Source organism: Variovorax fucosicus (assembly GCF_030316825.1).
Taxonomy (GTDB): domain Bacteria; phylum Pseudomonadota; class Gammaproteobacteria; order Burkholderiales; family Burkholderiaceae_C; genus Variovorax; species Variovorax fucosicus.
The window spans coordinates 486,257-504,857 of the sequence record NZ_JASZYU010000002.1 but is presented as its reverse complement, the minus strand read 5'-3'; the positions used below and the strand labels follow the sequence as shown (position 1 = coordinate 504,857).

Below are 18,601 nucleotides of genomic sequence, written 5' to 3'. Positions count from 1 at the left end.
CCACACCATGGCAGTGAACTACGGCACAAAGCGCATCGTCGTTGGCGCGCACTACGGTCTTCGCGACTGGCTCAGCCAGCGCATCACGGGCGGCCTGATGGCGCTCTTCACCCTGATCCTGCTGGGCCAGGTGCTGTTCTCTCGTGGTCCGATCGGCTACGACACCTGGGCCGGCATCTTCTCGGCACAGTGGATGAAGGTGCTGACCTTCGCAGTGATCGTCTCCCTTCTGTACCACGTGTGGGTCGGCATGCGCGACGTCTGGATGGACTACGTCCAGCCCGTCGGCATTCGCCTCGCCCTTCAAATTTTCACCATCGTCTGGCTTGTCGGTTGCGCGGGTTGGGCCATTCAAGTGCTCTGGAGACTGTGACCCCATGACGTATTCGAAAGAACAAATCACCAAGCGCAAGTTCGACGTTGTCATCGTCGGTGCGGGCGGCTCGGGCATGCGTGCCTCGCTGCAGCTGGCGCGCGCTGGCCTCAACGTGGCCGTGCTCTCCAAGGTGTTCCCGACGCGCTCGCACACGGTGGCGGCCCAGGGCGGAATCGGCGCCTCGCTCGGCAACATGAGCGAGGACAACTGGCACTACCATTTCTACGACACCATCAAGGGCTCCGACTGGCTCGGCGACCAGGACGCGATCGAGTTCATGTGCCGCGAAGCACCCAAGGTGGTGTACGAGCTCGAACACTTCGGCATGCCGTTCGACCGCAATCCCGACGGCACCATCTACCAGCGTCCGTTCGGCGGCCACACTGCCAACTACGGTGAAAAGCCGGTGCAACGCGCATGCGCCGCGGCCGACCGCACTGGCCACGCGATGCTGCACACGCTCTACCAGAAGAACGTGGAAGCGCGCACCCAGTTCTTCGTCGAATGGATGGCACTCGACCTGATCCGTGACGACGAAGGCGGCGTGGTCGGCGTGACCGCGCTCGAAATGGAAACCGGCGACCTGCACATCCTGCAGGCCAAGACAGTGCTGCTGGCCACCGGTGGTGCCGGCCGCATCTTCCAGGCCTCGACCAACGCCTTCATCAACACCGGTGACGGCCTCGGCATGGCAGCCCGCTCGGGCATTCCGCTGCAGGACATGGAGTTCTGGCAGTTCCACCCGACCGGCGTGGCCGGCGCCGGCGTGCTGCTGACCGAAGGCTGCCGCGGCGAAGGCGCCATCCTGCTGAACAGCAATGGCGAGCGCTTCATGGAACGCTACGCGCCGACCATGAAGGATCTGGCGCCGCGCGACTTCGTGTCCCGCTCGATGGACCAGGAAATCAAGGAAGGTCGCGGCTGCGGTCCGAACAAGGACTACATCCACATGAAGCTGGACCATCTCGGCGCCGAGACCATCCACAAACGCCTGCCTTCGGTGTACGAGATCGGCATCAACTTCGCCAACGTCGACGTCACCAAGGAGCCGATCCCGGTGGTGCCGACCATCCACTACCAGATGGGTGGCATCCCGACCAACATCAACGGCCAGGTCGTCATTCAAAAGGGCGAAGAGCACAGCGTGGTGATCGATGGCCTCTACGCCGTCGGCGAGTGCTCCTGCGTGAGCGTGCACGGCGCCAACCGGCTCGGCACCAACTCGCTGCTCGACCTGCTGGTGTTCGGCAAGGCGGCCGGCAACCACATCGTCGAATTCAACGACAAGCTGAAGGAACACAAGCCGCTGCCGGCCAATGCGGCCGACCGCTCGCTGGAGCGCCTGAACCAGCTCGAGAACTCGACCTCGGGCGAGTATGCGCAGGACGTGGCCAACGAGATCCGTGCTGTCATGCAACAGCATGCCGCCGTGTTCCGCAAACAGGCGTCGATGGACGAAGGCGTGGTCAAGATTGCCGCGATGCGCGAGCGCGTGGCCGCCATCACGCTGAAAGACAAATCGCGCGTGTTCAACACCGCGCGCATCGAAGCGCTCGAAGTCGACAACCTGATCGAAGTGGCGCAGGCCACGATGGTCTCGGCAGCGGCCCGCAAGGAATGCCGCGGTGCCCACACGGTCGAAGACTACGAACGCCCGGCCGACGATCCGGTCGCACCGCTCGGCCGCGACGACGCCAACTGGATGAAGCACACGCTCTGGCACAGCGCCGACAACCGGCTGTCGTACAAGCCGGTCAAGCTCAAGCCGCTGACGGTCGCATCCGTGCCGCCCAAAGTCCGGACGTTCTGAGAATATTTACAAGGTCAACACGATGAAGCGCACATTCCAGATCTACCGCTACGACCCGGACAAGGACGCCAAGCCCTACATGCAGACCATCGAGATCGAACTCGACGGCCATGAACGCATGCTGCTCGACGCGCTGATGAAGCTCAAGGCGCAAGACCCGACGCTGTCGTTCCGCCGCTCGTGCCGCGAAGGCGTATGCGGTTCCGATGCGATGAACATCAACGGCAAGAACGGCCTCGCCTGCCTGACCAACATGCTCACGCTCAAGGGCACGATCGTGCTGAAGCCGCTGCCGGGCCTGCCCGTGATCCGCGACCTGATCGTCGACATGACGCAGTTCTTCAAGCAGTACAACTCGATCAAGCCGTACCTGCAGAACGACACGGTGCCGCCCGAAAAGGAACGCCTGCAAAGCCCCGAGGAGCGCGAGGAGCTCGACGGCCTCTACGAATGCATCCTGTGCGCGAGCTGCTCCACGAGCTGCCCGAGCTTCTGGTGGAATCCCGACAAGTTCGTCGGCCCGGCCGGCCTGCTGCAGGCCTATCGCTTCATCGCCGACAGCCGCGACGAAGCCACCGCCGAGCGCCTGGACAACCTCGAAGACCCGTACCGCCTGTTCCGCTGCCACACGATCATGAATTGCGTCGACGTGTGCCCGAAGAACCTGAACCCGACCAAGGCGATCGGCAAGATCAAAGAACTCATGGTTCGCCGCGCGATCTGACCTTTTGAGCCTCATGCAAGCCACCGACACCCCCGACGAGCCGCTCGGCGTTCGCGCGCTGAGCAAGCTGAAATGGCGTTGTCGGCGCGGTTTGCTGGAAAACGACCTGTTCATCGCCCGCTTCTTCGAACGGCATGAATCTCGCTTGACCGTCGGGCAGGCGCGGGCCATGGAGACGCTGATGGATCTCTCGGATCCCGATCTGCTCGATTTGCTCCTGAGGCGAAAGGAGCCCGAGCCTGCATTGGCCGGGGCGGGCGTGGTCGATCTGTTGCGTCTTCTGCGCGTTTAAGCGCGCGCTGGTTTCCTGTCTTCCCGAACATCCATTTAGAAAGAAAGTCGAAATGAAAGCCTCCGACACCAAGGCCACGCTGTCGTTCAGCAACGGCACGGACAACGTCGATCTGCCGATCTACAAGGGCTCGCTGGGCCCTGATGTCATCGACATCCGCAAGCTCTACGCGCAGACCGGCATGTTCACCTACGACCCCGGCTTCATGTCGACCGCTTCGTGCCAGTCGGCCATCACGTACATCGATGGCGACAAGGGCGAATTGCTGTACCGCGGCTACCCGATCGAGCAACTCGCCACCAACTGCGACTTTCTCGAAACCTGCCACCTGCTGCTGTACGGCGAACTGCCGAACGCAACGCAAAAGGGTGACTTCACCAAGCTCGTGACCAACCACACGATGGTCAACGAGCAGATGCAGTTCTTCCTGCGCGGCTTCCGTCGCGATGCGCATCCGATGGCGGTCATGACCGGCCTGGTCGGCGCGCTGTCGGCCTTCTATCACGACAGCACGGACATCAACAATCCGAAGCACCGCGAGATCGCCGCGATCCGCCTGATCGCGAAGATGCCGACGCTCGTCGCGATGACGTACAAGTACACGGTCGGCCAGCCGTACATGTACCCGAAGAACGACCTGGGCTATGCGGGCAACTTCCTGCACATGATGTTCGCCACGCCGTGCGAAGAGTACAAGGTGAGCCCGGTGCTCGAGCGCGCGCTCGACCGCATCTTCATCCTGCACGCCGACCACGAACAGAACGCATCGACCTCGACCGTGCGCCTGTGCGGCTCGTCGGGCACCAATCCGTTCGCGGCCATCGCAGCCGGTGTGGCCTGCCTCTGGGGCCCGGCCCACGGCGGCGCCAACGAAGCGGCGCTCAACATGCTGGGCGACATCCAGAAGGCCGGCGGCGTCGAGAAGATCGGCGAGTTCATCAAGCAGGTCAAGGACAAGAACTCGACCGTCAAGCTGATGGGCTTCGGGCACCGCGTCTACAAGAACTACGACCCGCGCGCCAAGCTCATGCAGGAAACCTGCAAGGAAGTGCTGGCCGAACTGGGCCTGGAAAACGACCCGATGTTCAAGCTGGCCATGGCGCTCGAAAAGATCGCACTGGAAGACGAATACTTCGTCTCGCGCAAGCTCTACCCGAACGTCGACTTCTACTCGGGCATCGTGCAGCGCGCCATCGGCATCCCGGTGCCGCTGTTCACCGCGGTGTTCGCCCTTGCGCGCACGGTCGGCTGGATCGCCCAGCTGAACGAAATGATCGGCGACCCGGAATACAAGATCGGCCGCCCGCGCCAGCTGTTCGAAGGCTCGGTCAAGCGCGACGTACAGCCCCTCGCCAAGCGCTGAGCGCTGAGCGCTGAGCGCCGGCAGCACACCCGCTGCGCCCACGCGTCAAAAGGCTGCCTTCGGGCAGCCTTTTTGCGTTTTGACTGACACGATGCGTGCCACCTGCTGCGTAGCCTACAGCTTTCAACCACCTGCCCCCAAGGAGTTCGCCATGAAAAAAATCGCTGCAATGATTGCCGTCACTTTCGCTTTCGCCGTTCCGCTGGCCGGCTGCAACACCGTGAAGGGCGCAGGCCAGGACGTTCAGAACGCCGGCCAGAAGATGGAAAACGCCGCCGACAAGAAGAAGTAAGGCAAAGGCCTGTGCACTCGGGAAAAGCGGGCTCCGGCCCGCTTTTTTCATCTTGAGACAGCAACAGTGCCATCTCGGATCACGATGGCAGAGCAACCCCTCCTAGAGGACAATTGCGTTCGCTTTCATCGCCTCTTGCGATGACTTGAACCCCTTGACCACCTCCGAACGCAGTTTCGCCCGCCGGATCGACCTCACTTCGCTGCAACTCTTCGTGGCGGTGTGCGAACTCGGCAGCATCGGGCGCGCAGCCGAGCGGGAGTTCATCGCGGCGTCGGCCGTGAGCAAGCGGCTTTCGGATCTGGAGGCCACGCTCGCCACGCCCCTGCTCTATCGCCACACGCGCGGCGTCGACCTCACTCCGGCCGGCGAAAGCCTGCTGCACCATGCCCGCTCGGTGCTCTACAGCCTCGAGAAGATGCAAGGCGAGCTCAGCGAGTACGCCGACGGCGTGCGCGGCCATGTGCGGGTGCATGCGAACATTTCGGCGATCGTGCAGTTCCTGCCCGAAGACCTCGGCGCCTTCCGGCGCGGGCACGAGGCGATCAAGATCGACCTGGAAGAGCACCTCAGTAGCGAAGTGCTGCGTGCCGTGCAGGAGGGCGCAGCCGACCTCGGGATCTGCCATGCAACAGACGGCGGCAACGAGCTCCAGAGCCTGCCCTACCGCCATGACCATCTGGTGCTCATCGTGCCGGCGGGCCATGCCCTGTCCGGAAAGGGCGGAATCGACTTCGTCGAATCGCTCGAGTACGACCACGTCGGACTCCACACCAACAGTTCGATCTACGTGGCCACACGCCAGGCCGCGCTGGACGCCGGGCGCACGATCAAGCTGCGCATCCATGTGACCGGCCTCGACGCCATGTGCCGCATGATCGAAAACGGCCTCGGCATCGGCGTGATGCCGAACCGGGCCTTCGAACTGATGCGCGGCGGCATCGGCCGCCGGCTCACCAGCGTGACGCTCGCCGACGCCTGGGCGCAGCGCGAGATCCGCCTGGTCGCGCGCGACTTTTCCACGCTGCCGGTGGCTGCGCGCACGCTGGTGTCGCACCTGCAGGCCTCGGGTGCCGCGGCGGCCAGCGAGCCGGCCGAAATGGCGGCCTGAAACACAAGACAATCACCTCCCCACGAAAGACAGACCATGGCACGCACGCTCTACGACAAGCTCTGGGACGAACACGTCGTCCACACCGAGGACGACGGCACCTCGATCCTCTACATTGACCGCCATCTGGTTCACGAAGTGACCAGCCCGCAAGCCTTCGAGGGCCTGCGCGTGGCCGGTCGCAAGCTGTGGCGCATCAGCTCGGTGGTGGCCACCGCTGACCACAACACGCCGACCACCGGCTGGGAGCGCGGCTACGACGGCATCACCGACCCGACCAGCAAGGAACAGGTCACGACGCTGGATCACAACATCGCCGAATTCGGCGCGGCGGCGTTCTTTCCGTTCCTCTCCAAGCGCCAGGGCATCGTGCATGTGATCGGCCCCGAGTCCGGCGCCACGCTGCCGGGCATGACCGTTGTCTGCGGCGACTCGCACACCTCCACGCACGGCGCGTTCGGCGCGCTCGCGCATGGCATCGGCACGAGCGAGGTCGAGCATGTGATGGCAACGCAGACGCTGCTCGCCAAAAAGGCAAAGAACCTGCTCGTCAAGGTCGAAGGCAAGTTGCCGCTTGGCTGCACCGCCAAGGACATCGTGCTGGCGATCATCGGCAGGATCGGCACCGCGGGCGGCACCGGCTACACCATCGAGTTCGCCGGCTCGGCCATTCGCGACCTCAGCATGGAAGGTCGCATGACGGTGTGCAACATGGCGATCGAAGCCGGCGCGCGCGCCGGTCTCGTGGCGGTCGACAGCAAGACCATCGCGTACGTGAAGGGCCGTCCGTTCGCGCCGACCGGGGTCGAGTGGGATCAGGCCGTCGCCTACTGGCAGACGCTGCAGTCCGACCCCGGGGCGCACTTCGATCTGGTGGTCGAACTCGACGCCACGCAGATCCAACCGCAAGTGACCTGGGGCACCTCGCCCGAAATGGTGACCGACATCAACGGCCGCGTGCCCGATCCCGACAAGGAAAAAGACGCCAACAAGCGTGGCGCCATCGAACGCGCGCTGACCTACATGGGCCTCGAACCCAACAAGCCGATGAACGACATCTTCATCGACAAGGTGTTCATCGGTTCCTGTACCAACTCGCGCATCGAAGACATGCGCGAAGCTGCGGCGGTCGTGAAGAAGCTGGGCCAGAAAGTCGCGAAGAACGTCAAGCTCGCGATGGTGGTGCCGGGTTCGGGCCTCGTGAAGGAGCAGGCAGAGCGTGAAGGTCTCGACCAGATCTTCAAGGCCGCCGGTTTCGAATGGCGCGAACCGGGATGCTCGATGTGCCTGGCGATGAACGCCGACCGGCTCGAGCCCGGCGAGCGTTGCGCCTCGACCAGCAACCGCAACTTCGAAGGCCGCCAGGGCGCGGGTGGCCGCACGCATCTGGTGAGCCCGGCCATGGCGGCTGCCGCCGCCGTGCACGGCCATTTCGTCGACGTCCGAACTTTTGCCTGAACCCGGAGCCACACACCATGCAGAAATTCACCGTGCACAAGGGCCTCGTCGCCCCGATGGATCGCGAGAACGTCGACACCGACGCGATCATCCCGAAGCAGTTCCTCAAGTCGATCCACAAGACCGGGTTCGGCCAGAACCTGTTCGACGCGTGGCGTTACCTCGATCCGGGCGAGCCGGGGCAGGATCCGGCCAGCCGCAAGCCGAACCCCGACTTCGTGCTGAACCAGCCGCGCTACGCCGGCGCCTCGGTGCTGCTCGCGCGCCGGAACTTCGGCTGCGGCTCGTCGCGCGAACACGCGCCGTGGGCGCTCGACCAGTACGGCTTTCGCGCGATCATCGCGCCGAGTTATGCCGACATCTTCTTCAACAACAGCTTCAAGAACGGCTTGCTGCCGATCGTGCTGCCCGAAGCACAGGTCGCGCAACTGTTCGACGAAACCTTCGCGTTTCCGGGCTACTCGCTCACGATCGATCTCGAGCGGCAGGTGGTGATCAAGCCCGATGGTGTGGAGCTCCCGTTCGAGGTTCAGGCCTTTCGCAAGTACTGCCTGATCAACGGGCTCGACGACATCGGCCTCACGCTGCGCCACAAGGACAAGATCAAGTCCTTCGAAACCGAACGCCTGGCCACGAAGCCCTGGCTCGCGCACACCATGGTGGGCTGAACCCTTCAACAACAAGACCAACTGATCTCATGAAAATTGCAGTCCTTCCCGGTGATGGCATCGGTACCGAAATCGTCGCCGAGGCGATCCGCGTGCTCGACGCGCTCGACCTCCAGTTCGAAATGGAAACCGCGCTGGTCGGCGGTGCCGCCTACGAGGCGCACGGCCACCCGCTGCCCGAAGCCACGCTCAAGCTCGCCAAGGAATCCGACGCGGTGCTGTTCGGTGCGGTGGGCGACTGGAAGTACGACAAGCTCGACCGCCCGCTGCGCCCCGAGCAGGCCATCCTGGGCCTGCGCAAGAATCTTGGCCTGTTCGCGAATTTCCGTCCGGCGATCTGCTACGAGCAACTGGTCGGCGCGTCGAGCCTCAAGCCCGAACTGATTTCGGGCCTCGACATCCTGATCATTCGCGAACTGACCGGCGACATCTATTTCGGCCAGCCGCGCGGTCGCCGCACTGCGGTCGACGGCCACTTTCCGGGCGCCGAGGAAGCCTTCGACACGATGCGCTATTCGCGCCCCGAGGTCGAGCGCATTGCGCACGTCGCGTTCCAGGCCGCCCGCAAGCGCAGCAAGCGCGTGACCAGCGTCGACAAGGCCAATGTGCTGGAAACCTTCCAGTTCTGGAAGGACATCGTCACCGAGGTCGGCAAGGAGTACCCGGACGTCGAGCTCGACCACATGTACGTCGACAACGCCGCGATGCAGCTCGTGAAGGCGCCGAAGAAATTCGACGTGGTGGTCACGGGCAACATGTTCGGCGACATCCTCTCGGACGAGGCGGCGATGCTGACCGGCTCGATCGGCATGTTGCCCTCGGCTTCGCTGAATTCCAGCAACCAGGGCCTCTACGAGCCCAGCCACGGCAGCGCGCCCGACATTGCCGGCCAAGGGGTTGCGAATCCTTTGGCTACAATCCTGTCCGCTGCCATGATGCTCCGCTTTTCCCTCAACCAACCCGAAGCTGCCGACCGTATCGAGTCGGCGGTCAAGTCGGTGCTCGCCTCCGGCTTGCGCACTGGCGACATCTGGTCGGAAGGCACGAAGCGCGTCGGCACCCGCGAAATGGGTGACGCGGTCGTCGCAGCAATCACCAAAAAGACGATTACCGGCTAACCGCAGCCCGATTCGTCACGCCCCTCCCCGGCTCGACGAGCCGGGCTCAAAGAAGACAACTTTTTCTTTTTTCACGAGGGCAATTCAAATGGCGTACGCATCTCAACCCCTGGTCGGCCTGGTCGGCTGGCGTGGCATGGTCGGCTCGGTCCTGATGGACCGCATGCAGGCTGAAAACGACTTCGGACTTATCGAACCGATGTTCTTCTCGACTTCCAACGCGGGCGGCAAGGCCCCTGCGATGGCGAAGAACGAGACCACGCTGAAGGATGCGCACGACATCGACGCGCTCAAGAAGTGCGACATCGTCATCACGGCCCAGGGCGGCGACTACACCAGCGAAGTCTTCCCCAAGCTGCGTGCCGCCGGCTGGAACGGCCACTGGATCGACGCGGCCTCGACGCTGCGCATGAACGACGACGCGATCATCGTGCTCGACCCGGTCAATCTCCCTGTGATCCAGACCGCACTGGCCAAGGGCGGCAAGAACTGGATCGGCGGCAACTGCACCGTGAGCTGCATGCTGATGGGCGTCGGCGCGCTCTACAAGGCCGGCCTGGTCGAATGGATGACCAGCATGACCTACCAGGCCGCATCGGGCGGCGGTGCGCAGCACATGCGCGAGTTGCTCACCCAGTTCGGCACGCTGAACGCCGAGGTGCGCGCGTTGCTGGACGACCCGAAGTCGGCCATCCTCGAGATCGACCGGAAGGTGCTGGCCAAGCAACAGGGCCTGTCGACTGCGGAAATCGCGAACTTCGGCGCACCGCTCGGCGGCTCGCTGATCCCCTGGATCGACAAGGATCTGGGCGACGGGATGTCCAAGGAAGAATGGAAGGGCGGCGCCGAGACCAACAAGATCCTCGGCCAGGGCCCCGGCTTCGGCACGGCACCGACTCCTGTCGACGGTTTCTGTGTGCGCATCGGCGCGATGCGCTGCCACAGCCAAGCGCTGACCTTCAAGCTCAAGAAGGATGTGCCGGTCGCCGACATCGAGGCGCTGATCGCGGCCGACAACGCCTGGGCCAAGGTGGTTCCGAACACGCGCGAAGCGAGCGTCCAGCAACTGACGCCGGTGGCCGTCACCGGCACCATGGACATCCCGGTCGGCCGCATCCGCAAGCTGGCGATGGGGCCGGAATACGTCGGCGCCTTCACCATCGGCGATCAGTTGCTGTGGGGTGCGGCAGAGCCGCTGCGCCGCATGCTGCGGATCCTGCTGGAGGCCTGATTACACCGCCGGCGCCTGTTTTGGGCGCCGGTCGTTGCCAAGCAGCAACACCCAAAGCGTGTCGAAGTTGGTACGCACTGGTTAGAACTGCCTTGTTGCCTTGTCACCCAGGGAGGTTGATGTTAACGTCCTCTTACACTTTTGGGCCACGGCGCCCCCTATCAGCATGACAAGACATTCGTTGCCTGTGGGCCGCCTCCCTGCCGCCCGCCTGATCCCGACCGTGTCGGGGCGTGGTCAGCTCTCGCTGCTCAGCGTGGCAGTCGCGCTCGCGCTGGGCTTGGTTGGCACGGATGCGAGCGCGCTGTCACTGGGCCGGCTCAACGTGCAATCGGCGCTCGGCGAGCCCTTGCGCGCCGAAATCGAGGTCACCGAGATCAGCGCGGCCGAGGCCGACAGCATGAAGCTCAACATCGCATCGGCCGACGCATTCCGTGCCGCTGGTGTCGGCTACAACGCGGCGCTGTCCGATGTCCGCACGGTTCTGCAACGTCGCGCCGATGGCCGTTATGTCGTCCGGCTGACCGGCAACCGCTCCCTCAACGATCCCTTTATCGACCTTCTGCTCGAGGCCAACTGGGGCTCGGGCCGCGTCGTGCGCGACTACACCGTGCTGCTCGATCCGCCGAGCAGCCGTCAGGCCGCCACGGCAGCCGCGCAGACCAGTCCGAACGCACCGCAGATCGGTGTGGCGCCTCGCGCCGCCCCACCTGTGGTGGCTCAGGCCGCGCCACGTCGTCAGCGTCCGGTCGCGCCGCCGGCGGCACCTGCACCCGCTGCTGACAGCGCGGTTCGTACCGGCTCCGGCGAAGGCCAGCAGGTCACCGTGCGTCCTGGCGATACCGCCAGCAAGATCGCCGGCGCCTACAAGCCGGCCGACGTATCGCTCGACCAGATGCTGGTGGCGCTGCTGCGCAACAACCCCGATGCGTTCATCGGCGGCAACATGAACCGCATGAAGGCCGGCGCCGTCATCAACGTGCCGAGTGCCGCGCAAGCGGTCGGCACGGCCCCTGACGAAGCGAAGCGCACCGTCACGGCGCAAAGCCGTGACTTCAACGACTACCGCCAGCAGCTGGCCGGCAATGCGCCGACCTCGAAGGTCGCCGGCGCCGACCGCCAGGCGGGCGGCAAGGTCCAGACCAATGTCGAGGATCGCAATGCCGCGGCCGCGTCGCCGGACAAGCTCACCGTTTCGCAGGGCGTCGCGGCCAAGGCGGCGGCAGACAAGCTCGCACAGGCCCGCCAGACGCAGGAAAACAGCGCCCGCGTGGCCGAACTGTCGAAGAACATCACCGACCTCAACAAGCTGCAGACTGCCGCCAACGCGCCAGCGCCCGCCGCCACCACGCCGGCGGCAACCGGCGGCACGGCTGCCGCCCCGGCAGCGACGCCGCCCACGCCCGCTGCTGCGCCAACCGCCCCGGCGGCTGCCGCCACCCCGGCCGCACCCGCTGCGCCCGCCACACCCGCAGCAAGCGTCCCCGGCGTGACGGTGCCGGTCGCAACGCCGGACGCCGTGGCACCCGCTGCGTCGTCACCCGCCGCAACCCCGGCTGCGACGCCGGCCTCCGCGCCTGAAGCGGCCAAGCCGCCTGCGGCAGCACCCGCCAAGGTGACCCCGCCGCCCCAGCAAGGCTTTTTCGCGGAGCTGATGGACAACCCGCTCATGCTGGGTGGCGCTGCCCTCATCGCGCTGCTGATCGCCTTCCTGTTGTACCGCGTGCTGGGCCGCAAGCGCCAGGACGCCGGCGACAGCGTGTTCCTTGAAAGCCGCATGCCCAAGGACTCGTTCTTTGGCGCAAGCGGTGGCGAATCGGTCGACACCAAGAACCGCAACAGCTCGATCGCCTCGTCGTTGTCGTATTCGCCGAGCCAACTCGATGCCGGCGACGTGGATCCGGTGGCAGAAGCCGATGTCTACCTGGCCTACGGCCGCGACCTGCAAGCCGAAGAAATCCTGCGCGAAGCACTGCGCACCTCGCCGGAACGCACCGCCATCCACCTCAAGCTGCTCGAGATCCATGCCAAGCGCCGCGACCTGCGCGCGTATGAAGCGCTGGCCGCCGATGTGCACAAGCTGACCGGTGGCACCGGCAACGAGTGGAACCGCGTGGTCGAAATGGGCCGCGACCTCGATCCCGGCAACCCGCTGTACCAGGCGGGCGTCCGCCCGGCCGCAGCGGCGGTTGCTGCTCCGGCCGAGCAACCCGTCACCATGCCGATGGATCTGCCCACGACGCCCATCGTGCCGGAGCCTGTCGCGCCGCCACCGGCCTTCGTTCCCTCGGTGGCCCCGCTGGACTTCGACCTCGACCTGAGCAAGCCGGCGCCGCTGGCGCCCGCCGCCGCCCCGGTGCCGACCCCGCCGAGCGCCAGCCTGCCACCGGTGCCGCAAGTGCGCCCGCCAGCGGCGGCACCCGACATCAACTACGAGCAGACAGTGCGCGGCTCGCTCGGCGACGGCCACGATGTCGACCTCGAGAACGATTTCGACACCGCCCCTGCAGCGCTCGAGCCGGTCACCCGCATTGCCACCCAGCCTGACGAAGACCGCACCCAGCCCGCCACCTTGCGCGCCGGCCTGCCGGGCGAGTCGGGCTTCATTGAGTTCGACATGAGCGCGATGACCGGCCGTGCGCCGCTCGAAACCGAGCGTGGCGGGCTCGAATCGCTCGACGATGCCGAGAGCCCGCATGCGATCAAGTTGTCGCTGGCGCGCGAGCTGCAAGCCATCGGCGACGCCGAAGGCGCCCGCTCCCTGGTGGAAGAGGTCGCGGCCGAAGCCAGCGGCGACCTGAAGGCCCAGGCCCGGCAGTTGCTAACGCAACTGGCCTGACAGGCAGGGCCTGCCCTTGACCGTTGCACCGTGAGGCTGGCCCTCGGCGTTCGCTACAACGGTCGGGGCTACCAGGGCTGGCAGAGCCAGCTCTCCGGCCTGACGGTTCAGGACAAGCTCGAAAAGGCCCTCTCCAGCTTCGCCGACCAGCCGATCGGCACCCTGTGTGCCGGCCGCACCGATGCCGGCGTCCACGGCATCCTGCAGGTCGTCCACTTTGACACCGAGGTCGAGCGCACGCCGAACTCCTGGGTGCGCGGCACCAACCGCTTTCTGCCCGATGACATCGCGGTGCAATGGGCGCAGCCGGTGCCGGACGAATTCCATTGCCGCGCAAGCGCCCTCGCGCGCCGCTACCTCTACCTGCTGTCGCAATCGCCGGTCCGGCCCAGCCTCGAGGCGGGCCGGGTCGGCTGGTCTATGCGCGCCCTCGACGGCGAAGCGATGCGCGCCGCTGCCGCGCTCCTGATCGGCGAGCACGACTTCAGCTCGTTCCGCGCCTCGGCCTGCCAGGCGCGCTCGCCGGTCAAGAACCTGCGCCGCATCGAGATCACGCGGCAGGGCGACGGCGAGCGTTGCCGCTGGGCGTTCGAGTTCGAGGCTGACGCCTTCCTGCACCACATGATCCGCAACATCATGGGCTGCCTGGTGCGCATCGGCCATGGCGACGAGCGCCCCGAATGGATTGGCGAAGTGCTGGCTGCGCGCAGCCGCGAAGTGGCGGCGCCGACCTTCTCGCCCGCCGGGCTCTACTTTCTCGGGCCGTTGTACGACGCGCGCTGGGGTCTGCCGGCAGAGACGACGTTGCAAGGCGACCGCCCTGCCTATGATGGCTGGGCATGAGAACCAGGATCAAGATCTGCGGCCTGACCCGCGAACAGGATGTCGATACGGCCATCGAAGCCGGTGCCGACGCGGTCGGCTTCGTGCTCTATCCGCAGAGTCCGCGCGCAGTGACGGTCGAGCGTGCAGCCGAGCTGGCATCGCGGGTACCGCCATTCGTCACGCCGGTGCTGCTGTTCGTCAACGAGGAGGCTGCAAAAACCATGGCATCGCTCGCCAGGGTGGCGGGCGCTGCAGCCCAGTTTCATGGAGATGAAACGCCCGAACAATGCTGGGAATCCAGCGGCGCGGGCCGGTATCGCTACCTGCGCGCCGCACGCATTCCCCTCGGTGTGGCCGGCGTCGGCTTCGACCTCGTAAAATACGCTTCCGATTTCTCCCGCGCCCAGGCCATCCTGCTCGACGCTCATGTCGACGGTTATGGCGGTGGCGGCAAGGCATTCGATTGGTCACTTCTTCCACCCGCCGTCGACGCTCACCTCGTCTTGAGTGGTGGGCTCACACCTGCAAACGTGGGCGATGGCATTCGCGCGCTGCGGACACGCTGCAAGGCGCTGTCCGTTGACGTGAGTTCCGGCGTCGAAGCCTCCAAGGGCATCAAGGACGCCGCCAAGATCCGTGACTTCGTGGCCGCTGTGCGAGCCGCCGACGCCACCCCCTGATTCGCCGCGCTGCCTCGAAACGACCGGGCGCGCGGCCCACCGATCGAGACCATGCAAACCACCTATCAGCAACCCGATGCCAGCGGCCATTTCGGCCCCTATGGCGGCACCTTCGCGAGTGAAACGCTCACCCACGCCATCGCAGAGTTGCGCGATGCCTACGCGAAGTTCAAGGACGACCCGGCCTTCCTCGCCGAGTTCCACTACGAGCTCAAGCACTTCGTCGGCCGGCCGTCCCCGGTCTACCACGCGGCACGCACCAGCCGCGAGATGGGCGGCGCCCAGATCTACCTGAAGCGCGAAGACCTGAACCACACCGGCGCGCACAAGATCAACAACGTGATCGGCCAGGCGATGCTGGCCAAACGCATGGGCAAGCCGCGCGTGATCGCCGAGACCGGCGCCGGCCAGCACGGTGTGGCGACTGCCACGATCTGCGCGCGTTACGGCCTCGAGTGCGTGGTCTACATGGGCAGCATGGACGTGAAGCGCCAGAGCCCCAACGTCTACCGCATGAACCTGCTGGGCGCCACCGTGGTGCCGGTGGAATCCGGCAGCAAGACGCTGAAGGACGCGCTCAACGAGGCGATGCGCGACTGGGTCACCAACGTCGAAAACACCTTCTACATCATCGGTACCGTGGCCGGCCCGCACCCGTATCCGACCATGGTGCGCGACTTCCAGAGCGTGATCGGCACCGAGTGCATCGACCAGATGCCAGCCATGCTGGCAGCCGACGGGATCACCGGCGAGGCCGAAGGCAGGCAGCCCGATGTGGTGGTGGCGTGCGTCGGTGGCGGCAGCAATGCGATGGGCATCTTCTACCCGTACATCCCGTTCACGGGCACCCGCCTGATCGGCGTCGAAGCAGCCGGCGAGGGCCTCGACAGCGGCAAGCATTCGGCCTCTATCCTGCGCGGCAGTTCGGGCGTGCTGCACGGCAACCGCACCTACCTGCTGCAGAACGACGATGGCCAGATCACCGAAACGCACAGCATCAGCGCCGGGCTCGACTACCCCGGCGTGGGCCCCGAGCATGCGTACCTGGCCGACATCGGCCGCGCCGAATACGTCGGCATCACCGACGAGGAAGCGTTGCACGCCTTTCACTACCTGTGCCGCACCGAAGGCATCATTCCCGCACTCGAATCGAGCCATGCGGTGGCCTACGCGATGAAGCTCGCGAAGACGATGCGCGCGGATCAGTCGATCCTGGTCAACCTGTCCGGCCGCGGTGACAAGGACATCGGCACCGTCGCCGACCTGTCGGGCGTCGACTTCTACGACCGCCCTTCGATGCGCGGACTGCAGGTGAAGGGAGGCAAGGCATGAGCCGCATCAAAGCCACCTTCAACGCGCTGAAGCAGGACGGCCGGCGCGCGCTGATTCCCTACGTGACCGCCGGCTTTCCCTACGCCGACATCACGCCCGAGCTCATGCACGGCATGGTCGCGGCCGGCGCCGATGTGATCGAACTCGGCGTGCCCTTCTCCGACCCGATGGCCGACGGCCCCGTGATCCAGAAGGCCGGCGAAGCGGCACTGGCGCTCGGCGTCGGCATGAAGCAGGTGCTGGCGATGGTCGCGGCCTTCCGCGAGAAGGACACCAGGACGCCCGTGGTGCTGATGGGCTATGCCAACCCGGTCGAGCGCTATGACGGCATCCACGGCCAGCGCGCGTTCGTGCGCGATGCGGCGAAAGCCGGCGTCGACGGTGTGCTGATCGTCGACTACCCGCCGGAAGAGTGCGAAGCCTTCGCAGCCGAGTTGCGCGCCGCCGACATCGACCTGATCTTTCTGCTGGCGCCCACCAGCACCGACGAGCGCATGGCGCAGGTGGCGCGGCTCGCGAGCGGTTACGTCTACTACGTGTCGCTCAAGGGCGTAACCGGCGCCGGCCACCTCGACACCGAGGCGGTCGGCCGGATGATCCCGCGCATCCGCGACTACGTGAACATCCCGGTTGGCGTCGGCTTCGGCATCCGCGATGCGCGCACCGCGCAGGCGGTCGCCTCGGCCGCCGATGCGGTGGTGATCGGAACCCGGATCATCCAGCTCATCGAAGAGCAGCCGCGCGACCAGGTCGTCGCGGTGTGCAGCGAATTTCTCGCCGGCATCCGCGAGGCGCTCGACGCCCTGCCGGCCGCCACCCCCAAAAACGCGGCTGGCCGATAATCCGCGAACTTCAGGAGAACTCCCCCATGAGCTGGCTTGAAAAACTGCTTCCCGCCAAAATCGCCCAGACCGACCCGAGCGAGCGCCGCCAGGTGCCCGAAGGGTTGTGGATCAAATGCCCGAGTTGCGAGACGGTGCTCTACAAGACCGACCTCGAGCACAACCAGAACGTCTGCCCGAGCTGCAGCCACCACCACCGCATCGGCGCGCGCGCGCGCCTCGACGCCTTTCTCGATGCCGAAGGCCGCTACGAGATTGGCCAGGAAGTGCTGCCGGTCGACGCCCTCAAGTTCAAGGACAGCCGCAAGTATCCGGAGCGTTTGAAAGAAGCGCTCGAAAACACCGGCGAAACCGACGCACTCGTGGTGATGGGCGGCTCGGTGCACAGCATCAGCGTGATGGTCGCCTGCTTCGAGTTCGAGTTCATGGGCGGCAGCATGGGCAGCGTGGTGGGCGAGCGCTTCGTGCGCGGCGTCGAAACCGCGATCGAGCAGAAGGTGCCCTTCATCTGCTTCACCGCCACCGGTGGTGCACGCATGCAGGAAGGCCTGCTGTCGCTGATGCAGATGGCCAAGACCAACGCCGCGCTCACGCGCCTTGCGAAAAAGGGCCTGCCCTACATCAGCGTGCTGACCGACCCGACCATGGGCGGCGTGTCGGCCGGCTTCGCGTTCGTGGGTGACGTGGTGATCGCCGAACCCAAGGCGCTGATCGGCTTTGCCGGCCCGCGCGTGATCGAGTCGACCGTGCGCGTGACCCTGCCCGAAGGCTTCCAGCGCGCGGAGTTCCTGCAAACCAAGGGTGCGATCGACTTCATCTGCGACCGGCGCGAACTGCGCAAGACGATTGCCAACACGCTCGCCATGCTGCTGCGCCAGCCTGCCGACGCGGTGGAGTAGGCACACCCCCAGGCTTCGCGCACTGCGTGTCGCTTCGCCAACCCCCTTGCAGGGGGCAACACCAGCGGCCCGGCGAAGCCGGTTCCGCGGTGTTTCTGGGATGAAGACCGCTTCTTTATCGTCGGCCGAGCGTCCTATCGGCCCAACGTCCAGGCCCAGCCCATCAGGCTGCCGAGCACGATCGCAACGACCTGCAGCAGCACGATGGCGGCGAGCGGCGACAGGTCGACGCCACCCACCAGCGGAATGAAGCGGCGCAGCGGCCGCACCAGCGGGTCGGCCAGCCGGGTGATCAGGTCCAGCAGCATCGACGACGCGTTCGGCACCCACGACAGCACGGCATAGACCACCAGCAGCGCCGTCAAGCCCGACACGGCAAGCTGCAACAGCCCGATCAGCGACACCAGCGGCAACACAGCCAGACGGCTGAAATTGCCGATCAGCAGCCACAACAGCAAGAACTTCGCCATCACCAGCAGCCAGGCCGCGACCAGGCTCGACAGATCCCAGCGGCCGATGGACGGCAGCACCTTGCGCAGCGGCAGCACGATCCAGTCGCTGATCGCGAACACGAAGCGGCCGAGCGGATTGCCGAACGGCACGCGGTGGTACTGCATGTAGAGCCGAAGCAGGCAGGCGCCGCCGAGGAGGCCGACGATCACGTCGAGCAGGAACGAGGGGATCTGGTAGAGCATGGCGCAGGCAGCGTGAAGGGAGTGCGATGATAGCCACGCAAAGGCT

Annotated in this window: 18 protein-coding genes; 17 read left to right on the top strand and 1 reads right to left on the bottom strand. The window is 65.6% G+C overall.

From position 1 onward, the window contains the following. The first annotated feature begins 7 nt into the window (after nt 1-7). The 17 genes from sdhD to accD all read left to right on the top strand — a co-directional run bounded on the left by sdhD (nt 8) and on the right by accD (nt 17,860). On the top strand, nt 8-373 hold the full coding sequence (gene sdhD, locus QTI05_RS14485; protein ID WP_286545568.1) for a succinate dehydrogenase, hydrophobic membrane anchor protein: 366 nt from the start codon (nt 8-10) through the stop codon (nt 371-373). Nucleotides 374-377: 4 nt separating this feature from the next. Beyond that, a complete protein-coding gene (gene sdhA / locus QTI05_RS14480) occupies nt 378-2,186 on the top strand; it encodes a succinate dehydrogenase flavoprotein subunit (RefSeq protein WP_286621907.1) in 1,809 nt (602 codons plus the stop codon). Nucleotides 2,187-2,208: 22 nt separating this feature from the next. Continuing rightward, the gene (locus QTI05_RS14475) at nt 2,209-2,910 is read left to right on the top strand and encodes a succinate dehydrogenase iron-sulfur subunit (protein WP_286545566.1); all 702 of its coding nucleotides are present in this window, start codon (nt 2,209-2,211) and stop codon (nt 2,908-2,910) included. Nucleotides 2,911-2,923: 13 nt separating this feature from the next. After that, nucleotides 2,924-3,202: an FAD assembly factor SdhE gene (locus QTI05_RS14470; RefSeq protein ID WP_286545565.1), complete on the top strand. Its 279-nt coding sequence runs from the start codon at nt 2,924-2,926 to the stop codon at nt 3,200-3,202. 52 nt (nt 3,203-3,254) lie between these two features. Next, nucleotides 3,255-4,565 carry a citrate synthase gene (gene gltA / locus QTI05_RS14465; RefSeq protein ID WP_286545564.1) on the top strand — a complete coding sequence of 437 codons (1,311 nt, stop codon included), beginning with the start codon at nt 3,255-3,257 and terminating at the stop codon, nt 4,563-4,565. Between the two features lie 151 nt (nt 4,566-4,716). Further along, nucleotides 4,717-4,857 (top strand): entericidin A/B family lipoprotein, encoded by a 141-nt coding sequence (locus QTI05_RS14460; protein ID WP_286545563.1) that lies wholly within the window; start codon nt 4,717-4,719, stop codon nt 4,855-4,857. Between the two features lie 154 nt (nt 4,858-5,011). After that, a complete protein-coding gene (locus QTI05_RS14455) occupies nt 5,012-5,968 on the top strand; it encodes a LysR family transcriptional regulator (protein WP_286621903.1) in 957 nt (318 codons plus the stop codon). Between the two features lie 36 nt (nt 5,969-6,004). Beyond that, nucleotides 6,005-7,426: a 3-isopropylmalate dehydratase large subunit gene (gene leuC, locus QTI05_RS14450; protein WP_286545561.1), complete on the top strand. Its 1,422-nt coding sequence runs from the start codon at nt 6,005-6,007 to the stop codon at nt 7,424-7,426. Between the two features lie 17 nt (nt 7,427-7,443). After that, a complete protein-coding gene (gene leuD / locus QTI05_RS14445) occupies nt 7,444-8,094 on the top strand; it encodes a 3-isopropylmalate dehydratase small subunit (RefSeq protein WP_286545560.1) in 651 nt (216 codons plus the stop codon). A gap of 29 nt (nt 8,095-8,123) precedes the next feature. After that, nucleotides 8,124-9,212: a 3-isopropylmalate dehydrogenase gene (gene leuB, locus QTI05_RS14440; protein ID WP_286545559.1), complete on the top strand. Its 1,089-nt coding sequence runs from the start codon at nt 8,124-8,126 to the stop codon at nt 9,210-9,212. 88 nt (nt 9,213-9,300) lie between these two features. Continuing rightward, nucleotides 9,301-10,443: an aspartate-semialdehyde dehydrogenase gene (gene asd, locus QTI05_RS14435; protein ID WP_286621901.1), complete on the top strand. Its 1,143-nt coding sequence runs from the start codon at nt 9,301-9,303 to the stop codon at nt 10,441-10,443. Between the two features lie 166 nt (nt 10,444-10,609). After that, nucleotides 10,610-13,282: a motility hub landmark protein FimV gene (locus QTI05_RS14430; protein ID WP_286621899.1), complete on the top strand. Its 2,673-nt coding sequence runs from the start codon at nt 10,610-10,612 to the stop codon at nt 13,280-13,282. 30 nt (nt 13,283-13,312) lie between these two features. Continuing rightward, nucleotides 13,313-14,125: a tRNA pseudouridine(38-40) synthase TruA gene (gene truA, locus QTI05_RS14425; protein WP_286621897.1), complete on the top strand. Its 813-nt coding sequence runs from the start codon at nt 13,313-13,315 to the stop codon at nt 14,123-14,125. After that, nucleotides 14,122-14,787: a phosphoribosylanthranilate isomerase gene (locus QTI05_RS14420; protein WP_286621895.1), complete on the top strand. Its 666-nt coding sequence runs from the start codon at nt 14,122-14,124 to the stop codon at nt 14,785-14,787. The genes truA and QTI05_RS14420 overlap by 4 nt, the downstream gene beginning before the upstream one ends. Before the next feature lie 51 nt (nt 14,788-14,838). Beyond that, the gene (gene trpB, locus QTI05_RS14415) at nt 14,839-16,119 is read left to right on the top strand and encodes a tryptophan synthase subunit beta (protein ID WP_286545554.1); all 1,281 of its coding nucleotides are present in this window, start codon (nt 14,839-14,841) and stop codon (nt 16,117-16,119) included. Continuing rightward, nucleotides 16,116-16,961 carry a tryptophan synthase subunit alpha gene (gene trpA / locus QTI05_RS14410; RefSeq protein WP_286621894.1) on the top strand — a complete coding sequence of 282 codons (846 nt, stop codon included), beginning with the start codon at nt 16,116-16,118 and terminating at the stop codon, nt 16,959-16,961. The genes trpB and trpA overlap by 4 nt, the downstream gene beginning before the upstream one ends. Before the next feature lie 26 nt (nt 16,962-16,987). Beyond that, complete coding sequence (gene accD / locus QTI05_RS14405; RefSeq protein WP_286545552.1) at nt 16,988-17,860, top strand: acetyl-CoA carboxylase, carboxyltransferase subunit beta; 873 nt, start codon at nt 16,988-16,990, stop codon at nt 17,858-17,860. 134 nt (nt 17,861-17,994) lie between these two features. On the opposite strand, the gene QTI05_RS14400 is transcribed toward accD, so the two are convergent. Continuing rightward, complete coding sequence (locus QTI05_RS14400; protein WP_286545551.1) at nt 17,995-18,555, bottom strand: YggT family protein; 561 nt, start codon at nt 18,553-18,555, stop codon at nt 17,995-17,997. Nucleotides 18,556-18,601 lie beyond the last annotated feature (46 nt).